At 67.6% G+C, this 22,420-nt stretch carries 17 protein-coding genes; 11 read left to right on the forward strand and 6 right to left on the reverse strand.

All coding sequences use genetic code 11. The annotated features are described in order from the left end of the window. Nucleotides 1-22 precede the first annotated feature (22 nt). Nucleotides 23-193, forward strand: coding sequence for a hypothetical protein (locus tag BLU29_RS06080; protein WP_157693668.1), 171 nt, complete (start codon nt 23-25; stop codon nt 191-193). Nucleotides 194-211: 18 nt separating this feature from the next. Here BLU29_RS06080 and BLU29_RS06085 read toward each other — a convergent pair whose 3' ends face one another. Continuing rightward, entirely contained in the window at nt 212-1,405 is a 1,194-nt protein-coding gene (locus BLU29_RS06085) for a porin (RefSeq protein WP_091055946.1), read from the reverse strand. 180 nt (nt 1,406-1,585) lie between these two features. Between BLU29_RS06085 and BLU29_RS06090 the strand changes: the two genes are divergently transcribed. The 10 genes from BLU29_RS06090 (at nt 1,586) to BLU29_RS06135 (ending at nt 15,452) form a co-directional block, all read left to right on the forward strand. Then, complete coding sequence (locus BLU29_RS06090) at nt 1,586-2,128, forward strand: sigma-70 family RNA polymerase sigma factor (RefSeq protein ID WP_157693669.1); 543 nt, start codon at nt 1,586-1,588, stop codon at nt 2,126-2,128. After that, entirely contained in the window at nt 2,125-3,135 is a 1,011-nt protein-coding gene (locus tag BLU29_RS06095) for a FecR domain-containing protein (protein ID WP_172830223.1), read from the forward strand. Before BLU29_RS06090 ends, BLU29_RS06095 begins: the two co-directional genes overlap by 4 nt. Nucleotides 3,136-3,363: 228 nt before the next feature. Further along, entirely contained in the window at nt 3,364-5,835 is a 2,472-nt protein-coding gene (locus tag BLU29_RS06100) for a TonB-dependent receptor (RefSeq protein WP_157693670.1), read from the forward strand. Nucleotides 5,836-5,954: 119 nt separating this feature from the next. After that, complete coding sequence (locus tag BLU29_RS06105) at nt 5,955-8,225, forward strand: TonB-dependent receptor (protein WP_091055952.1); 2,271 nt, start codon at nt 5,955-5,957, stop codon at nt 8,223-8,225. Between the two features lie 166 nt (nt 8,226-8,391). Further along, on the forward strand, nt 8,392-9,201 hold the full coding sequence (locus BLU29_RS06110; RefSeq protein WP_091055954.1) for a class I SAM-dependent methyltransferase: 810 nt from the start codon (nt 8,392-8,394) through the stop codon (nt 9,199-9,201). 87 nt (nt 9,202-9,288) lie between these two features. Next, the gene (locus tag BLU29_RS06115) at nt 9,289-9,954 is read left to right on the forward strand and encodes a response regulator transcription factor (RefSeq protein WP_091055955.1); all 666 of its coding nucleotides are present in this window, start codon (nt 9,289-9,291) and stop codon (nt 9,952-9,954) included. After that, on the forward strand, nt 9,951-11,417 hold the full coding sequence (locus BLU29_RS06120) for an ATP-binding protein (protein WP_091055957.1): 1,467 nt from the start codon (nt 9,951-9,953) through the stop codon (nt 11,415-11,417). The genes BLU29_RS06115 and BLU29_RS06120 overlap by 4 nt, the downstream gene beginning before the upstream one ends. A 103-nt stretch (nt 11,418-11,520) precedes the next feature. After that, entirely contained in the window at nt 11,521-12,624 is a 1,104-nt protein-coding gene (locus BLU29_RS06125; RefSeq protein WP_091055958.1) for a substrate-binding domain-containing protein, read from the forward strand. Further along, nucleotides 12,621-14,555 (forward strand): substrate-binding domain-containing protein, encoded by a 1,935-nt coding sequence (locus tag BLU29_RS06130; RefSeq protein WP_091055960.1) that lies wholly within the window; start codon nt 12,621-12,623, stop codon nt 14,553-14,555. The genes BLU29_RS06125 and BLU29_RS06130 overlap by 4 nt, the downstream gene beginning before the upstream one ends. Before the next feature lie 84 nt (nt 14,556-14,639). After that, nucleotides 14,640-15,452, forward strand: coding sequence for a class I SAM-dependent methyltransferase (locus BLU29_RS06135; protein WP_091055962.1), 813 nt, complete (start codon nt 14,640-14,642; stop codon nt 15,450-15,452). A 7-nt stretch (nt 15,453-15,459) separates the two neighbouring features. On the opposite strand, the gene BLU29_RS06140 is transcribed toward BLU29_RS06135, so the two are convergent. Genes BLU29_RS06140 through BLU29_RS06160 form a run of 5 tightly spaced genes read right to left on the reverse strand, consistent with a single transcriptional unit; the run spans nt 15,460 to nt 22,375 of the window. Beyond that, nucleotides 15,460-15,945 (reverse strand): acyl-CoA thioesterase, encoded by a 486-nt coding sequence (locus BLU29_RS06140; protein WP_091055963.1) that lies wholly within the window; start codon nt 15,943-15,945, stop codon nt 15,460-15,462. Nucleotides 15,946-15,964: 19 nt separating this feature from the next. Further along, complete coding sequence (locus tag BLU29_RS06145; RefSeq protein ID WP_157693671.1) at nt 15,965-16,729, reverse strand: hypothetical protein; 765 nt, start codon at nt 16,727-16,729, stop codon at nt 15,965-15,967. Continuing rightward, nucleotides 16,726-19,797 carry an efflux RND transporter permease subunit gene (locus BLU29_RS06150; protein WP_091055967.1) on the reverse strand — a complete coding sequence of 1,024 codons (3,072 nt, stop codon included), beginning with the start codon at nt 19,795-19,797 and terminating at the stop codon, nt 16,726-16,728. Before BLU29_RS06150 ends, BLU29_RS06145 begins: the two co-directional genes overlap by 4 nt. Further along, nucleotides 19,794-20,960, reverse strand: a complete 1,167-nt coding sequence (locus BLU29_RS06155; protein ID WP_091055969.1) for an efflux RND transporter periplasmic adaptor subunit — start codon at nt 20,958-20,960, stop codon at nt 19,794-19,796. The genes BLU29_RS06150 and BLU29_RS06155 overlap by 4 nt, the downstream gene beginning before the upstream one ends. A gap of 8 nt (nt 20,961-20,968) precedes the next feature. Beyond that, nucleotides 20,969-22,375: a TolC family protein gene (locus tag BLU29_RS06160; protein WP_091055970.1), complete on the reverse strand. Its 1,407-nt coding sequence runs from the start codon at nt 22,373-22,375 to the stop codon at nt 20,969-20,971. Nucleotides 22,376-22,420: the final 45 nt, after the last annotated feature.

Consider the following 22,420-nt stretch of genomic DNA (forward strand, 5'->3'; position numbering starts at 1 on the left):
CCAACCCGTCATATTGGCCGACGTGAACAAGCTTTGCATTTTCGCCGGCACGACAATTTTCGGCACCCTGGGCGGCCTGCTCGCCACGCTGTTTGGCATGGAGGCTTTTTCGCTCGGCTCCTTCTTCCTGAGCGGAGTGGGCAGCGTCCTCGGCGTCTACGTCGGCTGGAAGGTCGCGCAGCACTACAAGTGAGCGCCGCCGCGGCGTGCGTCAGAACACCACCTGCACCCGGGTCAGCAGCCGGCCGCCATCGGTCGTGGAGCCCGGCACCTGGCCGTGGAGATAGTCGACGGCCAGCTTGATGTCGTCGCCCTTCACGAAATAATTCAACCCGAGGGTATACGAGCGCACGGTGTTGCCGCCCACCGACGTGTTCGGGTCGAATTCCTCGCCGCGGATCACCGCCTGCAGCCGGCCGGGGATCACGAAATACGCCGCGGTGACCTGCCAGCCCTGGGCGTCGAACTTCGCCGCCGGGACCGCCGCCGTAGGCTGGAAGGTGCCGCGCAGCCACTCGGCGTTCAGGTCGAGCGGGCCGTGCGACCAGAGCAGGTCGGCGCCGCGCATCGCCCGACGGCCCGTAAACAAGTTGCCGGTGAAACCCAGGTCGCTCTTGGCCACGCCGACATCATCCGTCCAGAGCCCGTCCACCCCGAAGGTCAGCTTGTCGGCCGCGGTGGCCACGGGCGTATAAGTCACGCGCAGGGATTTCTGGAACTTGCTGTTGTCGTTCGCGCTGACGTTGGTGCCGTTGCCATTGGCGACAACGGCATAGTAAGAGACCTGCTTGCCGGGCAGATCGCCGATCGCGGCGACGGCCAGTTGCCGGCTTTCGGTCAGGCGGTCGTTGGCCAGCGACCGCTCGATCGTCGGGATCTTGGTGTCGCTCGCGAGGGCCTCGCCGCCGTAGGCGGGCTTGAGCTGGCCGAAGCGCAGGTTGGCGAACGGATACTTGCGCCAGTTGATGAAGACCTCGTTGGCGCGGGCGAGCTGGCCGGTGCCGGCCCCGAGGGTGTTGCCCTGCAGGTCGAGCTCGGCCTTGAAATCAAAGTCCTCCGCGAAACTGCCGGCGAGGTAGATGCGGGCGCGGCGGAAATAGAACCGGTCGCGCACGCCGGCCCAGCGCGGATCCGACGCCCGGCCGAATTCCGCCTGCCCTTGGAGAAAGCCGCCCACCACCAGCCTCGCCTCCGTACCACCCGGCTGGGGCAGCACGGGCGGGGTGGCGTCCTTCCACCCGAGCTGCTTTTTCAGATCGGCGTTTTCCCGCGTCAGGCCCTGGACCTGCTGCTCCAGCGCCTGCAACCGCTCCTCGACGGTGGGTCCGGTCTGGGCGCACAGGGCGGCCGGCCAGAGCACACCGGTTAGAAGCAGCAGGTGAAGGCGATCGGGGGTATGGGCCATGGCCCTGACTATTGGCCGGCCGGCTTGCCTCAATATTAATGTCCGCTGAAATTGTATTCAGGTTCCGCGAGGCCCCGACGCCGCGCCGGCGGAAATTAAAAATTATTCAGGGAAAGTTCATGGCCATTTCAGGCGGTCCATGCATACTCATCGACGCTGTGCCCGGGGCACAGCCGCCCCTTGCCCCCCCAAGATTCCAGCCAAGCCCGGTGGTTCGCCACCGAAGTGCAGCCCCATCAGGCCATGCTGCGCGCGTGGCTGCAAAGCCGGTTTCCCCCCGAATGTGACATCGACAACCTCGTGCAGGAAGCCCTGGTGAGGGTTTGCCAGGCTTGGGCACGCGGCGAAGTGCAGTCCCCGAAGGCGTTTCTTTTTGCCACGGCGCGCAACCTGGCGCTGGACCAGGTGCGCCGCCAGAAGATCGTGCCCATGATTTCCTTAGTGGAAACCGACACGCAGGCCGTCTTGGAGGAAGGCACCAGCATTCCCGACCTGGTCGCCCACAACCAGGAATTGGAATTCTTGACCGAAGTCATCCAGTCATTGCCCGACCGCTGCCGCCAGGTGTTCACCTTGCGGAAGGTCTACGGCATGTCCCAGCAAGACATCGCCACCCAGCTGGGCATCTCCGAACACACCGTGTCCGCCCAACTGACGATCGCCTTGCACAAGTGCACGGCCCATTTCGCCCGCCATCGCCGGGAAAGAGGAGGCCGGCCGTGAACGAGCAACCGCCGCAAGACCGGCCCGAATCACCCATCGACCTCGCCGCCGCGGAATGGCTGGTGCGCCGCGACCGCGGATTCACGGCGCAGGAGCAGGATGAGTTTTTCCAATGGCTGGCCGAGGACCCCCGGCACGGCGAGTGGCTGTCGATTCACGACCGGACCTGGCGCGATTTCAACCTGCTGGCCGAATGGCGGCCGGAGCACAGCAGTGAACCAAACCCGGATCTCCTGGCGCGCCGCCGCGCCGGCCCTCGCTGGCTCTGGCCGGCCGCCGCGGCGGTGGCCGCCGGCCTGGCCCTGCTGTTCGCGGTGTGGCGCCCCTGGGCGAAATCCGCCGAGGACTGGACCGCTTTGACCACGGCCACCGCCATCCAGCACCGCGTGCTGGACGATGGCTCGGAAGTGGAATTGAACCGGGGCGCGGCCATCGAGGTCGAATTCACGCCGGCCGAACGCCGGGTGCACCTGGTGCGGGGCGAAGCCCATTTCGCCGTGGCGAAAAACCCCCTGCGTCCATTCATTGTCCGCGCCAACGGCGTCGATGTGCGGGCGGTCGGCACCGCCTTCGATGTCCGGCTCGACCCGGAATCGGTCGAGGTGCTGGTGACCGAGGGCCACGTGCAGGTCCAGTTGCCCGCGGCCTCCGTGCCCGTGCTCGCCGCCGGCCAGCGGACCGTGATCTCCTTTGCCCCGGCCGCCCCGCCGCCCCGCGTGCTGGACGTCTCCCCGGAGGAAATGGCGCAGCGGCTCGCCTGGCAGCCGCAACTGCTGGATTTCTCGTCCACGGCCCTCGCCAAGGTGGTGGCCGAATTCAACCGGCGCACCGGGGCCACCCAAGGCATCCGGCTCGTCATCGCCGACCCGGAACTCGAAAGCCTGCCCATCGTGGCCTCAATCCGCTCGGACAACATCGAAGGCTTTGTCCGGACGCTGGAGCTGACCGGCGACGTGCGGGCCGAGCGCCGCGGCGAACACGAGATCGTGCTGCACAAAGTCCGGTAGGAGCCAGGCGGCGGACGAGGCGGACAAAATGCACCCCGCATTTTCTTCACGAACGTCCTCGCCCACGGGGGACGGTTCTTGCCTAATCTCCTCCGGGAAACGTGTTGGGTGACTCCGCCGCCTCTCGCCATGCATCAATTCATACCCCATGCCGCGGTTACCTGCCGTGGTTTGTGTTGGTTGGCCGCACTTTGGTGGACAGTTCTGCCGGCCCTGCTGCCCGCGGCCATGGTCACCGCCTCCCAAGGCGCCACCAGGGTCTTCGACGTCCCCGCCGGGGACGCCATCAGCACGCTGAAGCGCGCGGCGCAGCAGGCCGGCATGGAAATCGTGTTCCCGGCCAAGCTCGTGCGCGGGGTGAAAACCAATGCGGTCAAGGGTGATTTCACCCCGGAAGCGGCGTTCGATCTCCTGACCGCCAACACGGCGCTTACCGTGGTGTGGGACAAACAATCCGGCGCCCTCATCGTGCAACGGCAACCCGCCTCCCCGGCCGCGCCGGTCGGACCCAAGGCGGCCAAGATCGATGAGGAAAGGGTGCTGCATCTCGACACTTTCACGGTCACCACGAGCGTGGGCACCTACCGGGAAGCCACCACCACGGCCGGCAGCAAGACCCCGATGAGCACGAAGGACGTCGCCGGCACCGTGCAGGTGCTCAACGCGTCGTTCATCGAGGACAAGCAGGCGCGCTCCCTGGAGGACCTCTACCCCTATGTCGTCGGCATGACCCGGGAAAGCCCGGCCGCCTCCGGCTTCACGCTGCGCGGCTTCAGCAACAATTTCACCAATACGATGATCAACAACATCCAGTTCGACGGCCTGCCGGGCGGGGCGTCCCGCTTCGGCTCACCCCCGACCGCCAATGTCGACCGGGTGGAGGTGCTCAAGGGCCCGAGCTCCGTGATCAACGGCGTCATGGACCCCGGCGGCATCATCAACATCATCAGCAAGCAGCCGTCGGTGAAGCCGGGCAGCTCTCTTGTCATCTCGGCGGCGAGTTTTGCCGGCCAGCACAGCCCACTCGGCCAGGACGTCAGTCTTACCGCCACCCTGGACAGCACGGGGCCGCTCGACGAGGGCCGGCACTGGCTGTATCGCTTCATCGCGTCCTACGAGGATCTGAACGGATTCCGGCAGTTCGATTTTGGCAAAAATTACTACTTCTATCCCTCCCTGACCTACCGTTTCGACCCGGACACGGAAGTGACCTTCAAAATCGAGATCGACCGGCAGCGCCGTTATTCCTCCCAGGATTCCTATCTGGCGGCGCCGTTCCTGCTCATCGCCAATGTGCCGGCGGATCACTCCCTGTCCTACACCGACCGGAACAACGAGGAATACGACAAGGCCGAGACCTACAATCTCGTGTTCCGCCACCGGTTCGACAACCAATGGACCCTGAAGCTCAACGTCCGGGACGTGCAACACGGGGACGGTCGCACCCTGGATGAGAGTCACACGCTCAGGAGCGTGCTGCCCGTGGAAGACAGCTCGATCGTGCAGCGTTACCGCTACTCCATAAACACCCGGCGCTATGCCTACTACGATCTGAATGTTTACGGAACGGTCGGGCCGGAGACATTCCAGCACACGCTGCTGTTCGGTCTCAGTGCCGGTTATGAAACCCACGAGTTCCACCGCCTGTTCTCCGTGGATCTTCCCGGCGCGATCAATGTTTACCATCCGGTGCAAAACGTCCGGCCGCAGCCTTACGAGCTGGGCGTGGTGGACCTGACCAACAACCAGCCGCAGGACGCCGTCTCCCACTATTACAACTACGGCGCCTACGTGTCGGACCAGATGAAGATCGGGCAACACTGGCGGGCCTCGGCCGGCCTCCGCCACGAGTCCTACGACACGAGGTATTACGACTCCGCCTTCATCAAGCGGACGACCACGGTCGTGAACCCCGGGCAAACCAACAAGCCCAAGGCCACCGTGCCTTCGGTCGGCTTGGTTTACCAACCCGACGATACGACATCGTTCTACGCCAGCTACGGCCAGGGATTCAAGCCGACGCCCCCCCAATCCGCCCCGCTCCCCACTCCCACGCACCCGGCGGCCGCCACCCTGCCCTCGGAAAAGGCCGGACAGGTTGAGGTTGGCGCCAAGCTCGACTTTCTTGCCAACACGCTCGACGTCCTGCTGTCCGTCTACGACATCAAGCGGGATGGGGTCACCCAGGCGATACCGCTCTCGTTCGATCCCGTCACCAACGCTCCGCTTTTCCGCCAGACCGCGCAGGAGAGCAAGGGCGTCGAACTGTCCGTGAACTACCAGCCCCGGCCCTATTGCCAGATGCAGCTGGGCTACAGTTTCGATGACGCGAAGATCACCGGATCGTCGGATCCGGCAACCTTGGGCGCCCGGGTGCCGAACGCCCCCCGCCATAGCGCCAACTTTTGGGGCCGCTACAATGTGCCGCAGGGCGCCCTGCGCGGTTTTGGCGTGGGCCTCGGCCTGATCTTCACGGGCGACCGGCCCGGCCTGCTCAGCAACATTCCCGCGCAGAGCATGCAGATTCCGTCCAATTTCCGCCTGGATCTGGCCTTCTACTACAAGTGGAAGCGCGGGGATCTCGGCCTGAATATCACCAACCTCCTGGACAAGTCCTACATCGCCAGTGCGGACACCGAACTCGATGTGGTGCCGGGAGCGCCCCGCAAGATCACCGTGTCAGCGCGCTACGCCTTCTAGCGCCCGCTTGCGCCATGCAGGTCGGGCCGCCTGCCGGCCGGGGGGTGCGATTTGGGCAAAGAAAACCTTAGTGTGTTGCCGGGGCGAGATCGTCTCAGGCAGGAACCCCACCACCCTGCATGAACCAAACCACCCCACTTGCCACGGCTTCGGGCCGTGTTTTCAGCCGGCTCGCGCTGCTTTCACTCGGTCTGCTGACCTGCCGCCTCACTGCCTTCGCGGCCGACCCCACGCCCTCGGCCGAGCCGGAAAACACGGTGACCCTCGACACTTACAAGGTCACGACGGCCATCGACACCTACAAGGAGGACCGCAGCATGTCGTCGAGCAAGATGCCCATCGACATGAAGGACCTGGCGGCCACGCTCCAGGTGCTCAACACCTCGTTCATCAACGACAAGGTGGCGACGGCCCTGGACGACCTCTACCCCTACATCGTCGGCATGACGCGCGAGGGCCCCGCCGCCGCCGGTTTCACGCTGCGCGGTTACACCAACAGCGCGACGAACACGATGATCAACAACCTGCAGACGGACGGCCTGCCGGGCGGCGCGTCCCGCTTCGGTTCGCCCACCACCGCCAACGTCGACCGGGTCGAGGTGCTCAAGGGACCCAACTCCGTCCTCTACGGCGCGATGAACCCGGGCGGCCTCATCAACATCGTCACCAAGCAGCCGGCGGTGAAGACCAGCCACAGCCTGTCCACTTCCGTGGGCAGCTTCGCCGGAAGCCAGGGCACGAACAGCATGGGTTACTCGGCCTCGCTCGACAGCACGGGGCCGCTCGATGCCGGCAAGCACTGGCTGTATCGTTTCATCGCCTCGTATGAGGACGCCCCCACGTGGCGCCAGTTCGACTGGTCCAAGAATTACTACATCTTCCCCTCCCTTACCTACCGGTTCGACGAGAACACCGAGGCGACCCTCAAGCTCGAGTTCCACCGCGAGCACCGCTTCGCGATCCAGGACCAGGCGCTGGTGGCGCCCCTCAACCTGGCGGCCAACGTGCCGACCGATCATTCCCTGGTCTACCAGGATCCGGAGAACAAGTCCTACGAGCTCGGCGACGTCTACAATCTCTCGTTCGTCCACCACTTCCAGAACCAATGGACGCTGAAGTTCAATTCCCGCGACGTGCAGCACACCGACGGCCGCCGGCTCCTGGAGAACCGGAGCATCAACGTCACCACCCCCCTCGACGCCAGCACGATCACGCAGCGGCTGCGCGACACTTGGAACCGCCGGCGCTACACCTATCTCGACCTCAATCTCTACGGCACTTTCGGCCCCGAGACCTTCAAGCAGACCCTCCTGTTCGGCCTGAACAGCGGCTATGAGACGCACAACTTCACCCGCTGGATCTTCCAGAACACCATCGGCGCCCCCATCAGCGTCTACCACCCGGTCCACAACCTGACGACCTACCCGACCGTCAATTCGACCACGGGCACCGGACCGACCCAGATCGCCATCTCGAAATATTACAACCTTGGCGCCTATGTTTCGGACCAGATCTCCATGGGCAAGCACTGGCGCGCGAACGTCGGCGTGCACACCGAAAAGTACGACACCAAATACACGGACTCGGCGGTCCTCCTCTCGACCGGCAACGTGGTCAATCCCGGCCAGGCCAACCACCCCAAGTCCACGGTGCCCTCCTTCGGCCTGGTTTATGAGGTGAACGACACGCTGTCGTTCTACGCGAGCTTCGCCAAGTCGTTCAAGCCGACCCCGCCGCAGGGCGTCGCCCAAGGCGCCCCGCAGCCCGGACCGGAGACCGCGAACCAGAAGGAAATCGGCATGAAGGCCGATTTCATGGAGCGCAAGCTCGGCGTCCTCCTGTCCCTCTATGATATCACCCGCGAGAACGTCATCGAGCCCGTCCCGAACGTGTTCGATCCGGTCACCGGCATCCAGGTTTACCGGACGCTCGCGAGTCAGAGCAAGGGCGTGGAACTGTCGCTCAACTACCAGCCGGTGCCGAACTGGCAGAATCAGGTCGGCATCAGCTACAACGACGCGAAGGTCACCCAGTCCGCCGCCACCAACCTGATCGACGCCCAGCTGGCCAACGCGCCCAAGCAGAGCGCGAATTTCTGGACACGCTATAACTTCACCTCGGGTTCCCTGCGCGGCTTCGGCGTGGGTTTCGGCATCATCTACACGGGCCAGCAGAATCTGGTCCTCGACAACCGCGACACGGCCAAACTCACCATCCCATCCGTCACCCGCGCCGACCTGGCCCTCTACTACAAGTGGCACCGGTATGACTTCGCCGTGAACATCTACAACATCACCGACAAGTCCTATATCGCCGGCGGCGATGCCCCGACCGACGTGGTGCCCGGCTCCCCGCGCAAGATCACCGCTTCGGTGCGCTTTCCGTTCTGATCCGGCCCCGGAATCCGCCCCGCATGGCCAGTCTGGTCCCCGGCGGGGCGGGCCCTCACTTCGCGGGGCAGGACGATGTCCCGCCCCGCTGTTGTTCGGCCCTGGCGGGCCCGGCAGGGCGGGCCGCCCGGGCCCTGCTCCGGGCCGGACAAACCGGAATCTTCCCATGCCTGCTGTTGATTTTTCACCGAACCTTGCACGCTTCACCGGCTTTGCCGACCTCTACAACCGCCACCGCGCCTCGCCCCCGGCGGTGCTGGCGGAACTGCTGGCCCGGTTTTCGGGGATGTCCCGGCCCGCGCTCGTGATCGATCTGGGTTGCGGCACAGGCCTCTCCACCCGTTACTGGGCAGACCACGCGGAACGCGTCACCGGTATCGAACCCACGCCCGATATGATCCGGCAGGCCGCGACGGTCACGCGAGCGCGCAACGTGTCCTATCACGCGGGCTACTCCCATGCCACCGGCCTGCGGGCCCGATGCGCGCAAATCGCCTGCTGCATGCAAGCCCTGCACTGGATGGAACCGACGGCCACCTTTGCCGAGGTGAACCGGATTCTGGTGCGCGGCGGGGTCTTTGCGGCCTGCGACTATGACTGGCCGCCCGCCACCGGCTCGTGGGAGGCGGACGCCGCTTTCGAATCGTGCTGGCGCACTGCGCGCGAGCTTGGCCGGGAACTCCAGGTCGAGGCCGGACTCCAACGGTGGGACAAGGCCGGCCATCTGGCGCGCATGGAGGCCAGCGGCTGTTTCCGCTACGTGAAGGAAATCGCCGTGCATCACATCGACCGGGGCAATGCGGACCGGCTCACCGGTCTGCTCCTCAGCCAGGGCTTCGTGCAGAGCCTCCTGAAAAAGGGCGTCACGGAAGCCGCCCTCGGCATCCCCGCCCTGCGCCAGATCGCCGGGCAAAACCTGGGGGAGGCCCCGCGCCCCTTCCTTTGGAGCGCGCGGGTGCGGGTGGGCGTGACTTAGCCGGCCGAGGCTTAAATCGGTAATTTGCTCTGGCGCCCGGACCCTCCCGTGGCCCATCTTCCGGGTAGGTTCCCCACCCCCAGCCCCATGAAAATCCTCGTGGTCGAAGACCAGAAGCGCCTTGGCCAGTTTCTCAAGAAAGGCCTGTCCGAGCACAGCTACACCACCACCTGGGCGCAAAACTGCGCCGAGGCCCGGGACGCCCTGTGCGAAACACACTACGACGGCATCATCCTTGACCTCGGCTTGCCCGACGGCGACGGGCTCGATCTGCTGCGCGAATGGCGCCAGAGCGGCTTCAACGAGCCGGTGCTGATCCTGAGCGCCCGCGACACGGTCCAGGACCGCATCCGCGGGCTGGACCTCGGCGCCGACGACTACCTGCCCAAGCCTTTCAGTCTGGAGGAGCTGCTCGCCCGCGTCCGCTCCCTGCTGCGGCGCCAGGCGACGACCAAGGAAACCGTGCTCGAACACCGCGGCATCCGGGTCGACCTGCTGGCCCGCACCGTCACGCAGAACGGCACGTCTGTGGAGATGACCACGCGGGAGTTCGCCCTGCTCGAGGTCTTCCTGCAGAACGCCGGCCGCGTGCTGCCCCGCACCCTCATCTGTGAGAAAATCTGGGAGTCGCACTATGACGTCGATACCAACCTGCTCGACGTCTACATGAGCAAGCTGCGCACCAAGCTCGAGGCCGACCCCGCCAAGCCGCTCTTCAAGACCGTGCGCGGCGTCGGCTACCAGCTGACATGAAGTCGGTCGGTGTCCGCCTGGCCTTCTGGTATGCGCTGGCCTCGGTGCTGACCCTGGCGCTGCTGTTCCGCGCCGGCCGCTACCTGCTGGAACAACACGTCATCCGCAGCCTCGACCTCCTCAACGCCACCCAGTTCGAGCAGGTCAAGGAGCACTTCGGCCCCGATCCCGGCGCCCTCACCCCCGCCGAGATCCGCGAGCGCATGCGTGATGGCAATGAGCCGGCCTACGCCCGCTTCTACATCGAACTCCACCAACCCGGCGATGGGGCCGTCTACAGTTCGCGCAATCTCGGCCGCCGCAGCATTCCCCGCGTCGCTTTCAAGCCGGATTTTTCCGCCAATTTCTTCGCCGCCGTCTTCAGCTACCGCAATTCCGACTCCCGCCTGGTGCCCGCCAAACGCACCTTCAACGTGATGCTGGACGACCTCGGCGAGCTCCGCGTGGGCGAGTTTGCCCTCGGCCCGTTAAGCGTGCTGATCGCCACCCCCAAGGTGCAGGTCGCGGAGACCATCAAGGGCTACGACGAAATCTCCGGCGTCCTGCTGGTGTTCATGCTGCTGGCCAGCGCCGGCATCGGCTACGGGCTGAGCCGCGTGGCGCTGCGCCCCGTGCGCCTGATCCAGGAGACCGCCAACCACATCAGCTCCGACAACCTCAGCGAGCGCATCCCGGTCGCCCCGGTGGAGGACGAGATTTCCGACCTGGCCCGGCTCCTCAACCAGATGTTCGACCGGCTGGAGTCGTCCTTCAACCAGGTGCGGCGGTTCACCGCGGAGGCCTCGCATGAACTCAAGACCCCGCTCTCGCTGATGCGCCTCCAGTCCGAGAAGATGCTGATGGACGGCGGTCTCAACCCCGCGCAGGAGGAGTCGCTCCATATCGTGCTCGAGGAAATCAACCGCCTCAATACGATCATCGAGGAGCTGCTCTTCCTGTCCCGTGCCGAGGCCGACGCCATCACCCTTGATCGCCGCCCGCAGGACCCGCGGGTCTTCATGGAAAACTTCGCGCAGGACGCCCGGGTGCTCGCCGACAGCCGCGGCGTGCGCCTCGCCGACATCCATGGCGGCGAGGGCCGGGTGGAATTCGACGCCCGTTGGCTCCGGCAGGTGCTGCTCAACCTGCTGGCCAACGCGCTGAGCTACACGCCCGCGGGCAAATGCGTCACCGTCACCTCGCAGCTCGGCACCACCGGCTGGCGCGTGGCGGTGGACGACGAGGGCCCGGGCGTACCCGCCGACCAGCGGGAGCGCATCTTCGAGCGCTTCGTGCGGCTGGCGCACCCGGCCCAGCACGACAAGGGCAGCGGCCTCGGCCTCGCCATCAGCCGCAGCATCATCACCCTGCACCAAGGCCGCATCTGGGCCGAGGCGCCGGCCTCCGGCAAGGGCCTCCGGGTGGTCTTCGAGCTCCCCCTGGCCGGGGCGGACGGGGGCCCGGCGATCCCGCGCCCAAACTGAATTTTTGTTAGGAGAGGATTAACCTTCGATTAAGGCGCCTCGCCGATACTGCCGTGTGTGGGCCTCGCGCCCGCCTTCCCCAACCCCGGACCCCTACCCGCCCATGCCCACCCCGCTGCGTTTCGCCACCTGTTTCACCCTGCTCGCGTGCGCCCTTGCCCCGCTTTCCGGCCGAACCCTGCCCCAGCCGCCCACCCCGGCCGAGCAAAACCTCTGGAAACAGCAGGGCCGCACGCTGCCCGTGCCCGAGGCGCAGCAACCCACCCTCGACCCCGCCCTGCCCGCCTACGTGCCGCGGCGCGACATCGAACTGAGCGGCCACTTCAAGGGCGCCGCCTCCGACGTGCTCGCGCTGCTGACCAAGCAGTGGATCGCCGCCTTCCAGAAATACTACCCCAAGGTCGTCCTCGACGTGCCACCGCCCTACGCCGGCAGCCTTGGCGCGCTTGAGCTCATCAAGGGCGACCTGCAGTTTGTCATGGTCTCCCGCGAGCTGAAGCCGACCGACATCTCGGGCTTCGCGGAAAAGTTCGGCTATCCCCCGTTCAGCGCGCCCATTTCGGGCGGCACTTACCGGCACTTCGGCTTCCTCGACGCCATCGCCTTCTTCGTCCACCCGGACAATCCGCTCCGGCAGCTCACTTTCGACCAGATCGACGCCCTCTACTCCACCACGCACCACCGCGGGGGCGGCGCCATCACCACCTGGGGCCAGCTGGGGCTGACCGGCGAGTGGGCGGACAAGCCCGTTCATCTCTGGGGCGTGAAGCCGTGGAACGGCTTTGAGGAATTCATCCGCCAGCGCGCGCTCAGCGTCGGCGCCAAGCGCGGCGAATGGCGCCCCGACATCCATTTCACCGAGACGGTCTTCCCGATCTCACCGGCCGTGGCCGCCGACCGCTATGCCCTCGGTTACGCCGGCCTCGCCTACATTGGCGATGACGTGAAGCTGCTCAGCCTCGGAGTAAAAACTGGCGGCCCCGCCGTCGCGCCGGGCATAGAGGAGGTCTACCAGGCCCGCTATCCGCTCAGCCGGCTGGTCTTTTTCAACACGAACAAACGCCCCGGCCAGCCGCTCGATCCGGTGCTGGAGGAATTCCTCAGGTTCCTGCTCAGCCGCGAGGGCCAGCAGGTCGTCCTCGACCAAGCCACCTTTGTTCCGCTGCGCGCCGGGCAGGCCGACGCCAGCCGGGCCCTGCTCAAGTGAAGCGGATTGTCGCGCTGCTGCTGCTGGCCGGCGCGCTCCGTGCCGCGGGCCCGCTCGACCCGGCGCTGCCGGAATATAAACCGGAACAGACGGTTCGCGGCGGGCTCAACAGCGTCGGTGACGACGCGATCGAGCCGCTCATGAACGCCTGGCTCGCGGCCTTTCAGAAGCACCAGCCCGGCGTCACCCGCGGGGAACGCTGGGCGCACCCCGGCGGCGCGGCGGCCTTCGGCGCGCTCATGCTGGAGACGACCGACGTGGCCCCGCTCGGCCGCGAACCGTGGCCCGCCGAGCTCGCGCCCTACGGCCACCAGTTCAAGGGCGACATGATGAAGGAACCGCTGCTCGTCCGCGTGGGCACCGGCGGCTTCACGCCGGCCGGGCAGTCCGGCGCGCTCGCGGTCTACGTCAACGCCGCCAATCCGCTGGCGCAACTCTCGCTCGCGCAGCTCGACGCCCTCTTCGGTGCGCAGCGCAAACGCGGCGGCCGCGCCCCGTTGCTCACCTGGGGCCAGCTCGGCCTGGCTGGCGAGTGGGCCGACCGGCCGGTCGTCGCGGTGGCGATGCCGGACTACTCGACCCTGGCGCTCGTCTTCCAGCATCGCGTGCTACAGGATGGCCTGTGGACCGCCGGGCTGGAAATCGCGCCCAACCCGGCCGCCGCGCTGCAGAAAGTGGCGGCCACGCCGGGTGCGATCGCCTTCGCCGGCTTCATGGACGCCCCGGGCACGAAGACCCTCGCGCTCGCCGAAGCCGACCCCGGGCCATTCGTCACCGCGTCCGAGGCGACGGTCGCGAACCACACCTACCCCCTCACCCGCGATCTCTACCTCGCGGTGAACCAGCGCCCGGGCGCACCGCTGCCGCAGAAGACGAAGGAGTTCCTCGCCTTCGTGCTCAGCCGCGAGGGCCAGCAGATAGTCGCGGACTACAAATACTTCTTCGCCCTGAACGCCCCCGCCGCCGCGGTGGAGCGCGCCAAGCTCGCCGGTTATCTCGCCCCGGTCGATCCGGCCATCGCGTCCTACCGCGCGACCGCGCAGGTCAGCGGCCCGATCGCCAACGTCGGCAGCGACGGCATGGAATCGCTCATGGAAAAATGGATGGCGGCCTTCACCCGGCTCCAGCCCGGCGTGCACCGCGGCGCGCGCTGGTCCCACCAGGGCACGTTGAACGGCTACCAGGCGCTGCTCGCCGGCGAGACCGACCTCGCGCCGATGGGCCGCGAACTGTGGCCGGGCGAGAAGGTCATCTACCAGGCCGTGCGCGGCCAGCCCGAGCCGCTCGAGATCCGCGTGGCACGCGGCGGCTTCAACACCCCGCAGCGCACCACGGCGCAGGCCATCTTTGTGAACGAGCACAACCCGCTCGCCGGCCTGACCGTGCCGCAGATCGACGCGATCTTCGGCCGCGAGCGCCGGCAGGGCTCGCCCGCGGCCATCACCACCTGGGGCCAGCTCGGCCTCACCGGCGAATGGGCGGACCGGCCGATCACGATTTACGTGCCCTATCGCATCGCACCCAACTCGATGTCCGTCCAGATTTCCGTGCTCAAGGGCGGCGCCTGGAGTCCCGCCGTGCACGAGGGCTCGATCGCCGAGGTCGCCGCGGCCGTGGCGCGCGAGCCGGGCGCGATCGCCTTCGGCGGCTTCGAGGAAGGCGGCCCGGGCCTGCGCCCTGTTCCGGTCGCCGCGAAAACGGGCGGCGCCTTCATCGCCGGCAATGCCGCCGACGTCGCGAGCGGCCGCTATCCGCTCACGCGCTACATGTATATCCGCCTGAACCGCGAGCCGGGCCGGCCGCTGCCGCCGCAAGTCCGCGAGTTCCTGCGCTTCATCCTCAGCCGCGAGGGCCAGGAGTTCATCCCGACCTCGGCCTATTTCCCGCTCCGCGCCGACGAGGTGGCGGCAGAGCTGGCGAAACTGGAGTAGCGGCCGGCGGCGAGTATCACCAGCGCCCTCCGTCTTTGCTCATGTCTCTCCACTCCCATCCCTCAATCCTCAACTGATCCGTCCATGTCCGATTCCACATCCTTCGCGGGCAACATCGGCCGGTTCACCGGCTTCGCGGACCGGTATGACCGTCATCGCGCGGGTCCGCCCCCGGCGCTGGCTGACCTGGTCCGGCAATACGCGGGATCCACGACGCCCGGCCTGGTGGTTGACCTCGGCAGCGGCACGGGGCTCTCGACGCGCTATTGGGCCGACAAGGCGGCGCGCGTCATCGGGATCGAGCCGACGCCCGACATGCGCCGCCAGGCCGAGAAAGTCACCACGGCCCCGAATGTCTCCTTTCGCGCCGGCTTTTCCCACGAGACCGGACTGGAAACCGGGAGCGCCGATCTCGTCATCTGCATGCAGGCCTTGCACTGGATGGAACCGGCCGGGACCTTCGCCGAGGCCGGCCGCCTCCTCCGGCCCGGCGGGATCTTCGTGGTGTGCGACTACGAGTGGCCGCCCACGACCGCATCGTGGGAAGCCGACCAGGCCTTTGACGCCTGCTTCCGGGCGGGCCGCCGCCTCGAGCAGGCCCGCGGCCTGGTGCACAACCTCCGGCACTGGGACAAATCCGGCCACGCCACCCGGATGCGGGAGAGCGGCCGTTTCCGTTTCGTGAAGGAATCGGCCGTGCATCACCTCGATCGCTGCAATGCGGAGCGCCATATCGGCCTGCTGCTCTGCCAGGGATTCATCATGGCGCTGCTGCGCGGCGGCGTCACCGAGGACGAACTGGGCATCACGCAATTCCGCACCGTGACGCAACGCACCCTCGGCGACGAGCCGCGGCCGATGATCTGGAACGCCACCGTGCTGCTGGGCGTCGCCTGATCGCGCGTCAGCCGGCCGGTGGCACCAGCGCCGCCTCCATGGCTTGGCGCAGTTCCATCTGCTTGAGCGCGTAATTTTCCAGGGCGACATCCTCCGCGGTCGCCGGCACCCACTTGTGGACCAGCGCGGGAGCCCCCGTCGAACTCACCGCCACAAAGACCATCGTGCACCGGGTGGTCTCGGTCAACCCGCCCTCGCGGGGATCGCCCGCCCGCACCGTGATGGCGATGTGCATGCTGGTGCGGCCCGTGTGGATGAGTCGCGCATTCACTTCCACCAGGTAGCCGATGAGGATGGGATGCAGGAAACGGATGCCGCCGACATAGACCGTCACGCAGTAGTGTCCGCTCCAGCTGACCGCGCAGGCGTAGCCGGCCTGGTCGATCCACCGCATGACGGCGCCGCCGTGGACCTTGCCGCCAAAGTTCACGTCGCCCGGCTCGGCGAGGAAGCGCAGGGTGATTTCGCGGGTGGCTTTGGCCGGGGTGGTCATGGTCGGCTGGGCTGGGGGCTTACCACGGCACCTCGAAGATAAACTTCAGCGTCCAACGATCGGCGCTGCTGGTGAGACCGCGCCCGATGCCGCAGTTGAAGACCCAGGGATGGAGGTCGACGTCGAAGGCCGCATAAAGCGTGTGAGCCTGCGCCGCCGAGGGCAGCGCCCGGCCGAGCCGGCCGAAGTCGGCGTAATATTCCGGCCCGAAGGAAACGCCACGGACGATTTCCCGCGCGGCCTTCAGTTGCAGTTCCGTCTCGGGCCGGCCGCTCTTGTCCGGGCCGCTGAGGCCCCAGCCGAGCACGGGATTCGCCGCCAGCAGCCAGCCGGGGGCGCGGTAGCCGGCCATCGTCCGCAATTCGAAGCCCCACTGCGCCTGGTCAAAGCGGGCTTGGAGGTAGGACAGTTCGCCATTGAGTCCGAAGAACCAGCCGCCGAGCTTCTCGTCGGGCAGCACGGGCAGCCACTTGAGCCGGACCTTGGAGCCGGCCAGGAGATAGGATCCGCCGCCCGTGCGCTCCGCGGGCAGGTAGAGCCCCGCCTCGAACCCGTGGGGCAATCCATAGGAAAATTCCGGCGTCAGGCGCAGCCCGTGCTGCGGCGTGATTTCGCCGGGATAGTCGGGCGTGTCGCGCCCCTGCAGGGTCGTGTTGACGTGCAGCTCCAGCCCGAATTTGCCCGGCGCGTTGAGGTCGTCGGTGTAAACCTGGATCTCGTCGATCATCACGCCGGAGAGCCGGCCCGCCGCGAACGCCAGGAGCAGCAAAAGGCGGCAGTTCACGGGGACGAAACCGCGGCGGCGGCGGGCGGCGGGGACGCGGGCGAGCGCAGCGACAGGAGCACGGGGAGCATGATGAGCACGACGGGCATCTGGAGGACGAGCCCCGAAATGATCGCGATGGCCAGCGGCTGCTGCATGGCGGAGCCGGCGCCGATGCCGAGGGCGAGCGGGAGGAGCGCGAGGATCGCCGCGAAGGTGGTCATGGCGATCGGCCGCATGCGGTTCACGCCGGCCTCGATCAGGGCCTGGTGCGGCGGCAGGTCATCGGGCAGCGAGACGAGCTCGGACACATAGAAGATGGCCACCTCGGTGGCGATGCCGACGATCATGGTCATGCCCATCATCGAGGAGATGTTCAGCTCGGTGTTGGTCAGCCACAGCCCGATGGTCACGGCCGAGAGGGCCAGCAGCGTGCAGCCGAGCATGGCGAAGGCCGTGCGGAAGCTTTCGTAGAGGAAGAGCAGCAGCAGGAACACCAGCGCGACGGCACCGCCGAACACGGCGATGAGCCCGCTGAACGCCTTCTGCTGCTCGGCATAGGTGCCACCCAGCGCGAAATACACCCCGCGCGGCACGAGGCCCGGTTTGGCGAGCGCCGCCTGCACGTCGCGGATGGTCGAACCCAGGTCGCGGCCGCTGATGCGGCCGGTCACGGGGATCATCCGCTTGAGGTCGTCACGCACGATCTGCGGCTGGCCGATGACCGGTGTGATCTCGGCCACGCGCTGCAGCGGAAAGAAATGCCCGTCCGGCGCGCGAATCCGGAGCTGGGCGACGTTTTCCGCCGTGCGACGGTTCTTTTCGGGAATCCACGCGCGGATGCCGACCAGCTTGGGTCCGCTCTCGACGCTGGTCGTGGTGGTCGAGCCGGTGAGCAGGGCGTTCAGCGCCGTCGTGACCGAATCGGGGTCCATGCCCTCCAGGGCGGCTTTCGCCCGGTCGACGCTGATGGTGAGGGCGTCGCCGGCGAGCACGATGCCGCTCTTCACGTCGACGACGCCGGTGATCTTGCCGATGGTGGCGGCCACCTGCGGCGCCGTCGTTTCCAGCAGCTTGGCGTCGTCGGAATAGAGCTTGATCTCGATCGGCTGCGGCACCGCGGTGAGGTCGCCGATCAGGTCCTCCATCAGCTGGGCCATCTCGATCTCGAGGCCGGGAACCTTCTGCTCGACCTCCTTGCGCACGTCGTCCATCACCTCGTCGATGTCGCGGCGGGGCTGCGGCTTGAGGCGGACGAAGAAGTCGCCCTCGTTGGCCTCGGTCAGGCCGCCGCCGAGTTGGAGCCCGGTGCGGCGCGAGTAGGTCTGCACCTCGGGGGTTTCCTGGAGCACGGCCTCCACCTGGCGGAGCAGGCGGTCGGTCTCGGTGAGCGAGGTGCCGGAAGGCGCGCGGTAATCGAGGATGAACCCGCCCTCGTCCATGGAGGGCATGAAGCCCGAGCCGACGCGCTGGTAGCACAGCCAGGCGGCAAGCAGCAGGGGCACGATCCCCAGGAGCACCAGCGAAGGGCGGACGAGCACGCGGCGCATGAGGGCCGCATACCCGCGGTGGACGCGGGCGGTGAACGGCCCCCCCTCCTCCTGCTCCGCATCCTTTTCGCCCAGGAAGTGGTCGGTCAGGATGGGCACCGCGAGCCAGGCGATGAGGAACGAGATGACCAGGCTGGCCGCCATCGTGAGCGAAAGCGCCTTGAAGAAGGAGCCGGTCACGCCGGAGAGGAACGCGAGCGGCGCGAAGATGACGATGGTCGAGAGCGAAGAACCCACGAGCGGGCGGGTGAACTCCGCCGCGGCGGACCAGACCCGGCCGCGGTGCGCGCCGTGCACGCCGCGCAGCCGGCGCACGATGTGCTCCACCATCACGATGGCATCGTCGATGATGAGGCCGACCGCCGCCGCCATGCCGCCGAGCGTCATGATGTTGAAGCTGCTGTTGAGCACCTTGAGCAGCAGCACGGTGGCCGCCAGCGACGCCGGCACGCACACCATCGCGATCAGGGTGATCTTGCCGTTGCGCAGGAAGACAAACAGCACGGCGCCGGCGAGCAGCACGCCGATCAGCACCGCGTCGCGCACGCTGTCGGCGGAGCTGACGATGAGTTCGCTCTGGTCATACCAGTTGGCGATCTTGACGCCGCGCGGCAGCTGGCCGCGGTAGTCGCGGAGCAGCGCCTGCACGTCGCGGGCGATCTGCACGGTGTTGGCGTCGGGCTGCTGGTAGACCTGGAAGATGACCGCGTCGCGACCGTCGGCCGTCACGCGCGTCCATTGCGGCACGGTGCCGAGCTCGACCGTGCCGACGTCCTCGACGCGCAGCACACCGGACGGCCCCTTGAGCAGGACGGTCTCGCCGATCTGGTCGATGCTGTGAAAGCGGCTGTCGGCCAGGGCCAGGTAAAGCTTGTAGTGATCCTCCAGCTTGCCGACCGCGCTGATGGTGTTGGCCGCCGAAAGCGCCTTGGCCACGTCGTCCAGCGTCAGGCCGTGGGCCTGCAGCCGGGCCGGATCGATGGTCACGCGGTATTCCGCCTGGGCGCCGCCCATCACGGCGACCTTGGCGACACCGGGGACGGTGGAAAGCAGCGGGCGCAGCTGGTAATAGGCGATGTCCCGCAGCGCGGTGAGCGACTGCTTCTCGGAGGTCAGCGTGTAGGCGACAGTCGGAAACACCGTCGGGTCCATGCGCCGCACCTCGAACTTGGTGCCGGCCGGCAGGGCCGAGAGCGTCTGGTTGATCGCCGACTCGACCTGCAGCATGGCGGAGATCATGTCCTGGCCCCACTCGAAGTTGATGGAGATCTCGGAGCTGCCGCGGCTGGAGTTCGAGCGCAGGCTGCGCAGGCCGGGCACGGAGCGCACGGCCTCCTCGACCGGCATCGTGACCTCGACGGTCATGCGCTCGGCCGGGCGGTCGCCGGCGTCGAGGCTCACGACGATGCGCGGAAACTGGACGTGCGGGAACAGCGCCACCGGCAGGGTCCACGCCGCAAAGCCGCCGCCGATGACCAGCAGGCCGAGAAGAAACAGCACCGAGCGCCGGTGCGCCTGCATCCATGCGACAAAATTCACGGCTTGGCCTCCGTCGCGGGCTTCGCCTCGTCCTTGGCCTTGTCCCCGGCCTTTTTCTCGTCCGCCGGCTTGGCGGATTCCTTGGCGTCGTCCTTCTTGTCCTCCTTCTCCGGCGCCTGGATGGCCATGCCGTCCTCCAGTTCGTAGTTGCCCAGGGTGACGACGAGGTCGCCCGCCTTCAGGCCCTCGCCGATGACCTCCTGCAGCTCATCGGTGGCGAGGCCGAGCTTCACCTCGTGCCGCACGGCCTTGCCGTCCTTCACGGTGAAGATGACCTGCTTGTCGTCGTCCGGCAGCACGGCGCTGCGCGGCACAACCAGGGCGTGGTCCTTCTTCTGCAATTCGATCTGCGCCCGCACGTGCTCACCGAGCAGGAGCGGGGCGCCGGCGGGAACCGCCGCGCGCACCTCGGCCGCGCCGGTGGCGGGGTCGAGCGCGGCCCCGGCCGTGCGCACGCTGGTGGAGACTTTTTCCGGCTCGGCGCGGTTGGAAGACTCGAGCGTCACCGCCTGGCCGGCGACGACCGCCACGACGTCGGCCGCCTCCACCCCGAGGCGCGCCTCGAGCTGGCCGCCGGTGGAAACGGTGACCAGCGCGGTGCCGGTGGGAGCGAGGGCCCCCGCCAACAGGTCGAGCTTGCTGACCACGCCCGCCGCGGCCGCGGTGATGCGGCCGTCGCCGCCCAGGCCGCGCGCGGTGAAGCTGTCGGCCTTGAGCTTCGCGTCCTCCGCGGCCTGCCGGGCGGTGAGGAGCTCCTGGCGGTTGGCCAGCTTGAGGTCGTAACGCTCCTGGACGGCCGCGAGGGCCTTGGTCGCCAGCGCGGACAGGCTGCGCGCGGAATCGGCCGCGAGCTTCGCGTCCGGGCTCGGCTCGACCTCCAGCAGCACGTCGCCGGCGGCCACCGTGCTGCCGGCGCTGACATTGATCTTGCGCACGAGGAGGTCGTAGGGGGCGGCCAGGACCTGCTCGCCCGACGGCGCGGCGGCCACGACGCCGAACACCTCGATGGTCTGGGCGATGGCCTGGTCGGCGAGCGCGACGGTCTCGACCTTGGCGGCGGGCTTGGCGCCTTCCTCCCCGGCGGCGGTGCCGTGCGGCTTGAGGAAATACCAGCCGAGCAGAACCACGGCCAGGACGGACACTGCGATCAGGATTTTTTTCATGACGGAAATCAGTTGAGGGCGCCGGGGCTGAGCAGGGGACGGCCGGTGGCGAGCTCCAGGGCCACCCCGAGCTCGAGGATGTCCTGCTGCATCTTCGCCTGTTCGGTGCGGCGGGCGAGCAGGACGCCGTGGGCGTCCCGCCACGCGGCGGCATCGGCATTGCGCGTCTGCATCGCCCGGTCGAGCGCGGCGGCGATCTGTTCCAGCTCGGGCAGCTCGGCCTCGAGCGTGCGGAGCTGGGTGCGGGCCACCGCCAGGCTGGAGAGGATCTGCACGACATTGGCGCGCGCCTCGGCGACCCGCGCGACATACTCGTCGAAGAGCTGCTGCCGTGTGGCCTGGCCGGCGGCGATCGCCCCCTGGTTGCGGTCGAACAGCGGCAGGTCGACACTGACCCCGTAGCTGTGGGTCTTCACGTTGCTGGTGTCATGCGCCTTGGCGAAGCTGAGGCCGATCCTCGGGAACTGCGCCTTCACGGCCGCGCGCAGGCCGGCCTCGCTGCTCTCGTAGCCGAGGGTGAGCGCCACCAGGTCGAGCCGGCGCTGTTCCAGGCCGTCGAGCAACGCCGCGGCCGCGGTCGACGGCAACTCCGGCGGATTCGCGCCCGCCTTCAATTTCAGCGGGGTGTCCGCCGGCTGGTTGAGCGCCAGGTTGAGGGAAAGTCTCTGGGCCGTCAGGTCCTGCTCGAGGGCGAAGCGCGCGTCCTGGGCCGCGCTCCAGGCCTCGGTCGCCGCGGCGAGCTCGGCCGTGGTCGCATGGCCCTGCGTGTGCGCCTGCCGGGCCAGGGCCAGGGCATCCGCCAGCTCCGTCTCGGTCGCCTGCGCCAGCGGCAGGCGGGATTCCAGCGACAGCACGCGGTAGGCCGCGAGCCGCGCGGCCTGGGCGGCCTGCCATTCCTGCCAGGCGATGTCCAGGTCGAGCGCGCCGGCGGTGGACTTGGCCGCGGCCAGCCGGTCCCGGTAGCCCAGCAGCGAGGTGACCTCCCAGCTCAGGCCGAGGCTCCCGCCGTTGATGAGCGCCGGATCGCTGTTGCCCGACTGCTGGTCGAGGGTGTAGCCCAGCTGGGGATTCGGCAGAAGCCCGGCCTGCACGACCTGCGCCTGCGCCACCCCGCGCTGGTCGCGCAAGGCGCGCAGCTGCGGGCTGGTGATCACGGTCAGCAGGGCGATTTCGTCCGGCGTGAACCCGTCGCGGCCGTCGATCGCGAGCGGCTTGATCAGCGGGTGTTGGAACTTCGCCGCGGTGACCCGGGCCTCCGCCAGCGGCGGATGCAGCGCCGCCTCCACGGCCGCGGCGTCGAGCGGCTGGCGGTGGTAGGTCGCACAGCCGCCGGTCAGCAACAGCGCAAGGGCCGGCAGCCACCGGCGGGCGGCGGACAGTGACGGGCGGAGGGAGCGGGCTTCAAGCGGTCTCACGGGATTCGAAGAATGAAGGCGGAGAATATCAGGGCAATGATTATG

This window comes from Opitutus sp. GAS368, assembly GCF_900104925.1.
Lineage (GTDB): Bacteria > Verrucomicrobiota > Verrucomicrobiia > Opitutales > Opitutaceae > Lacunisphaera.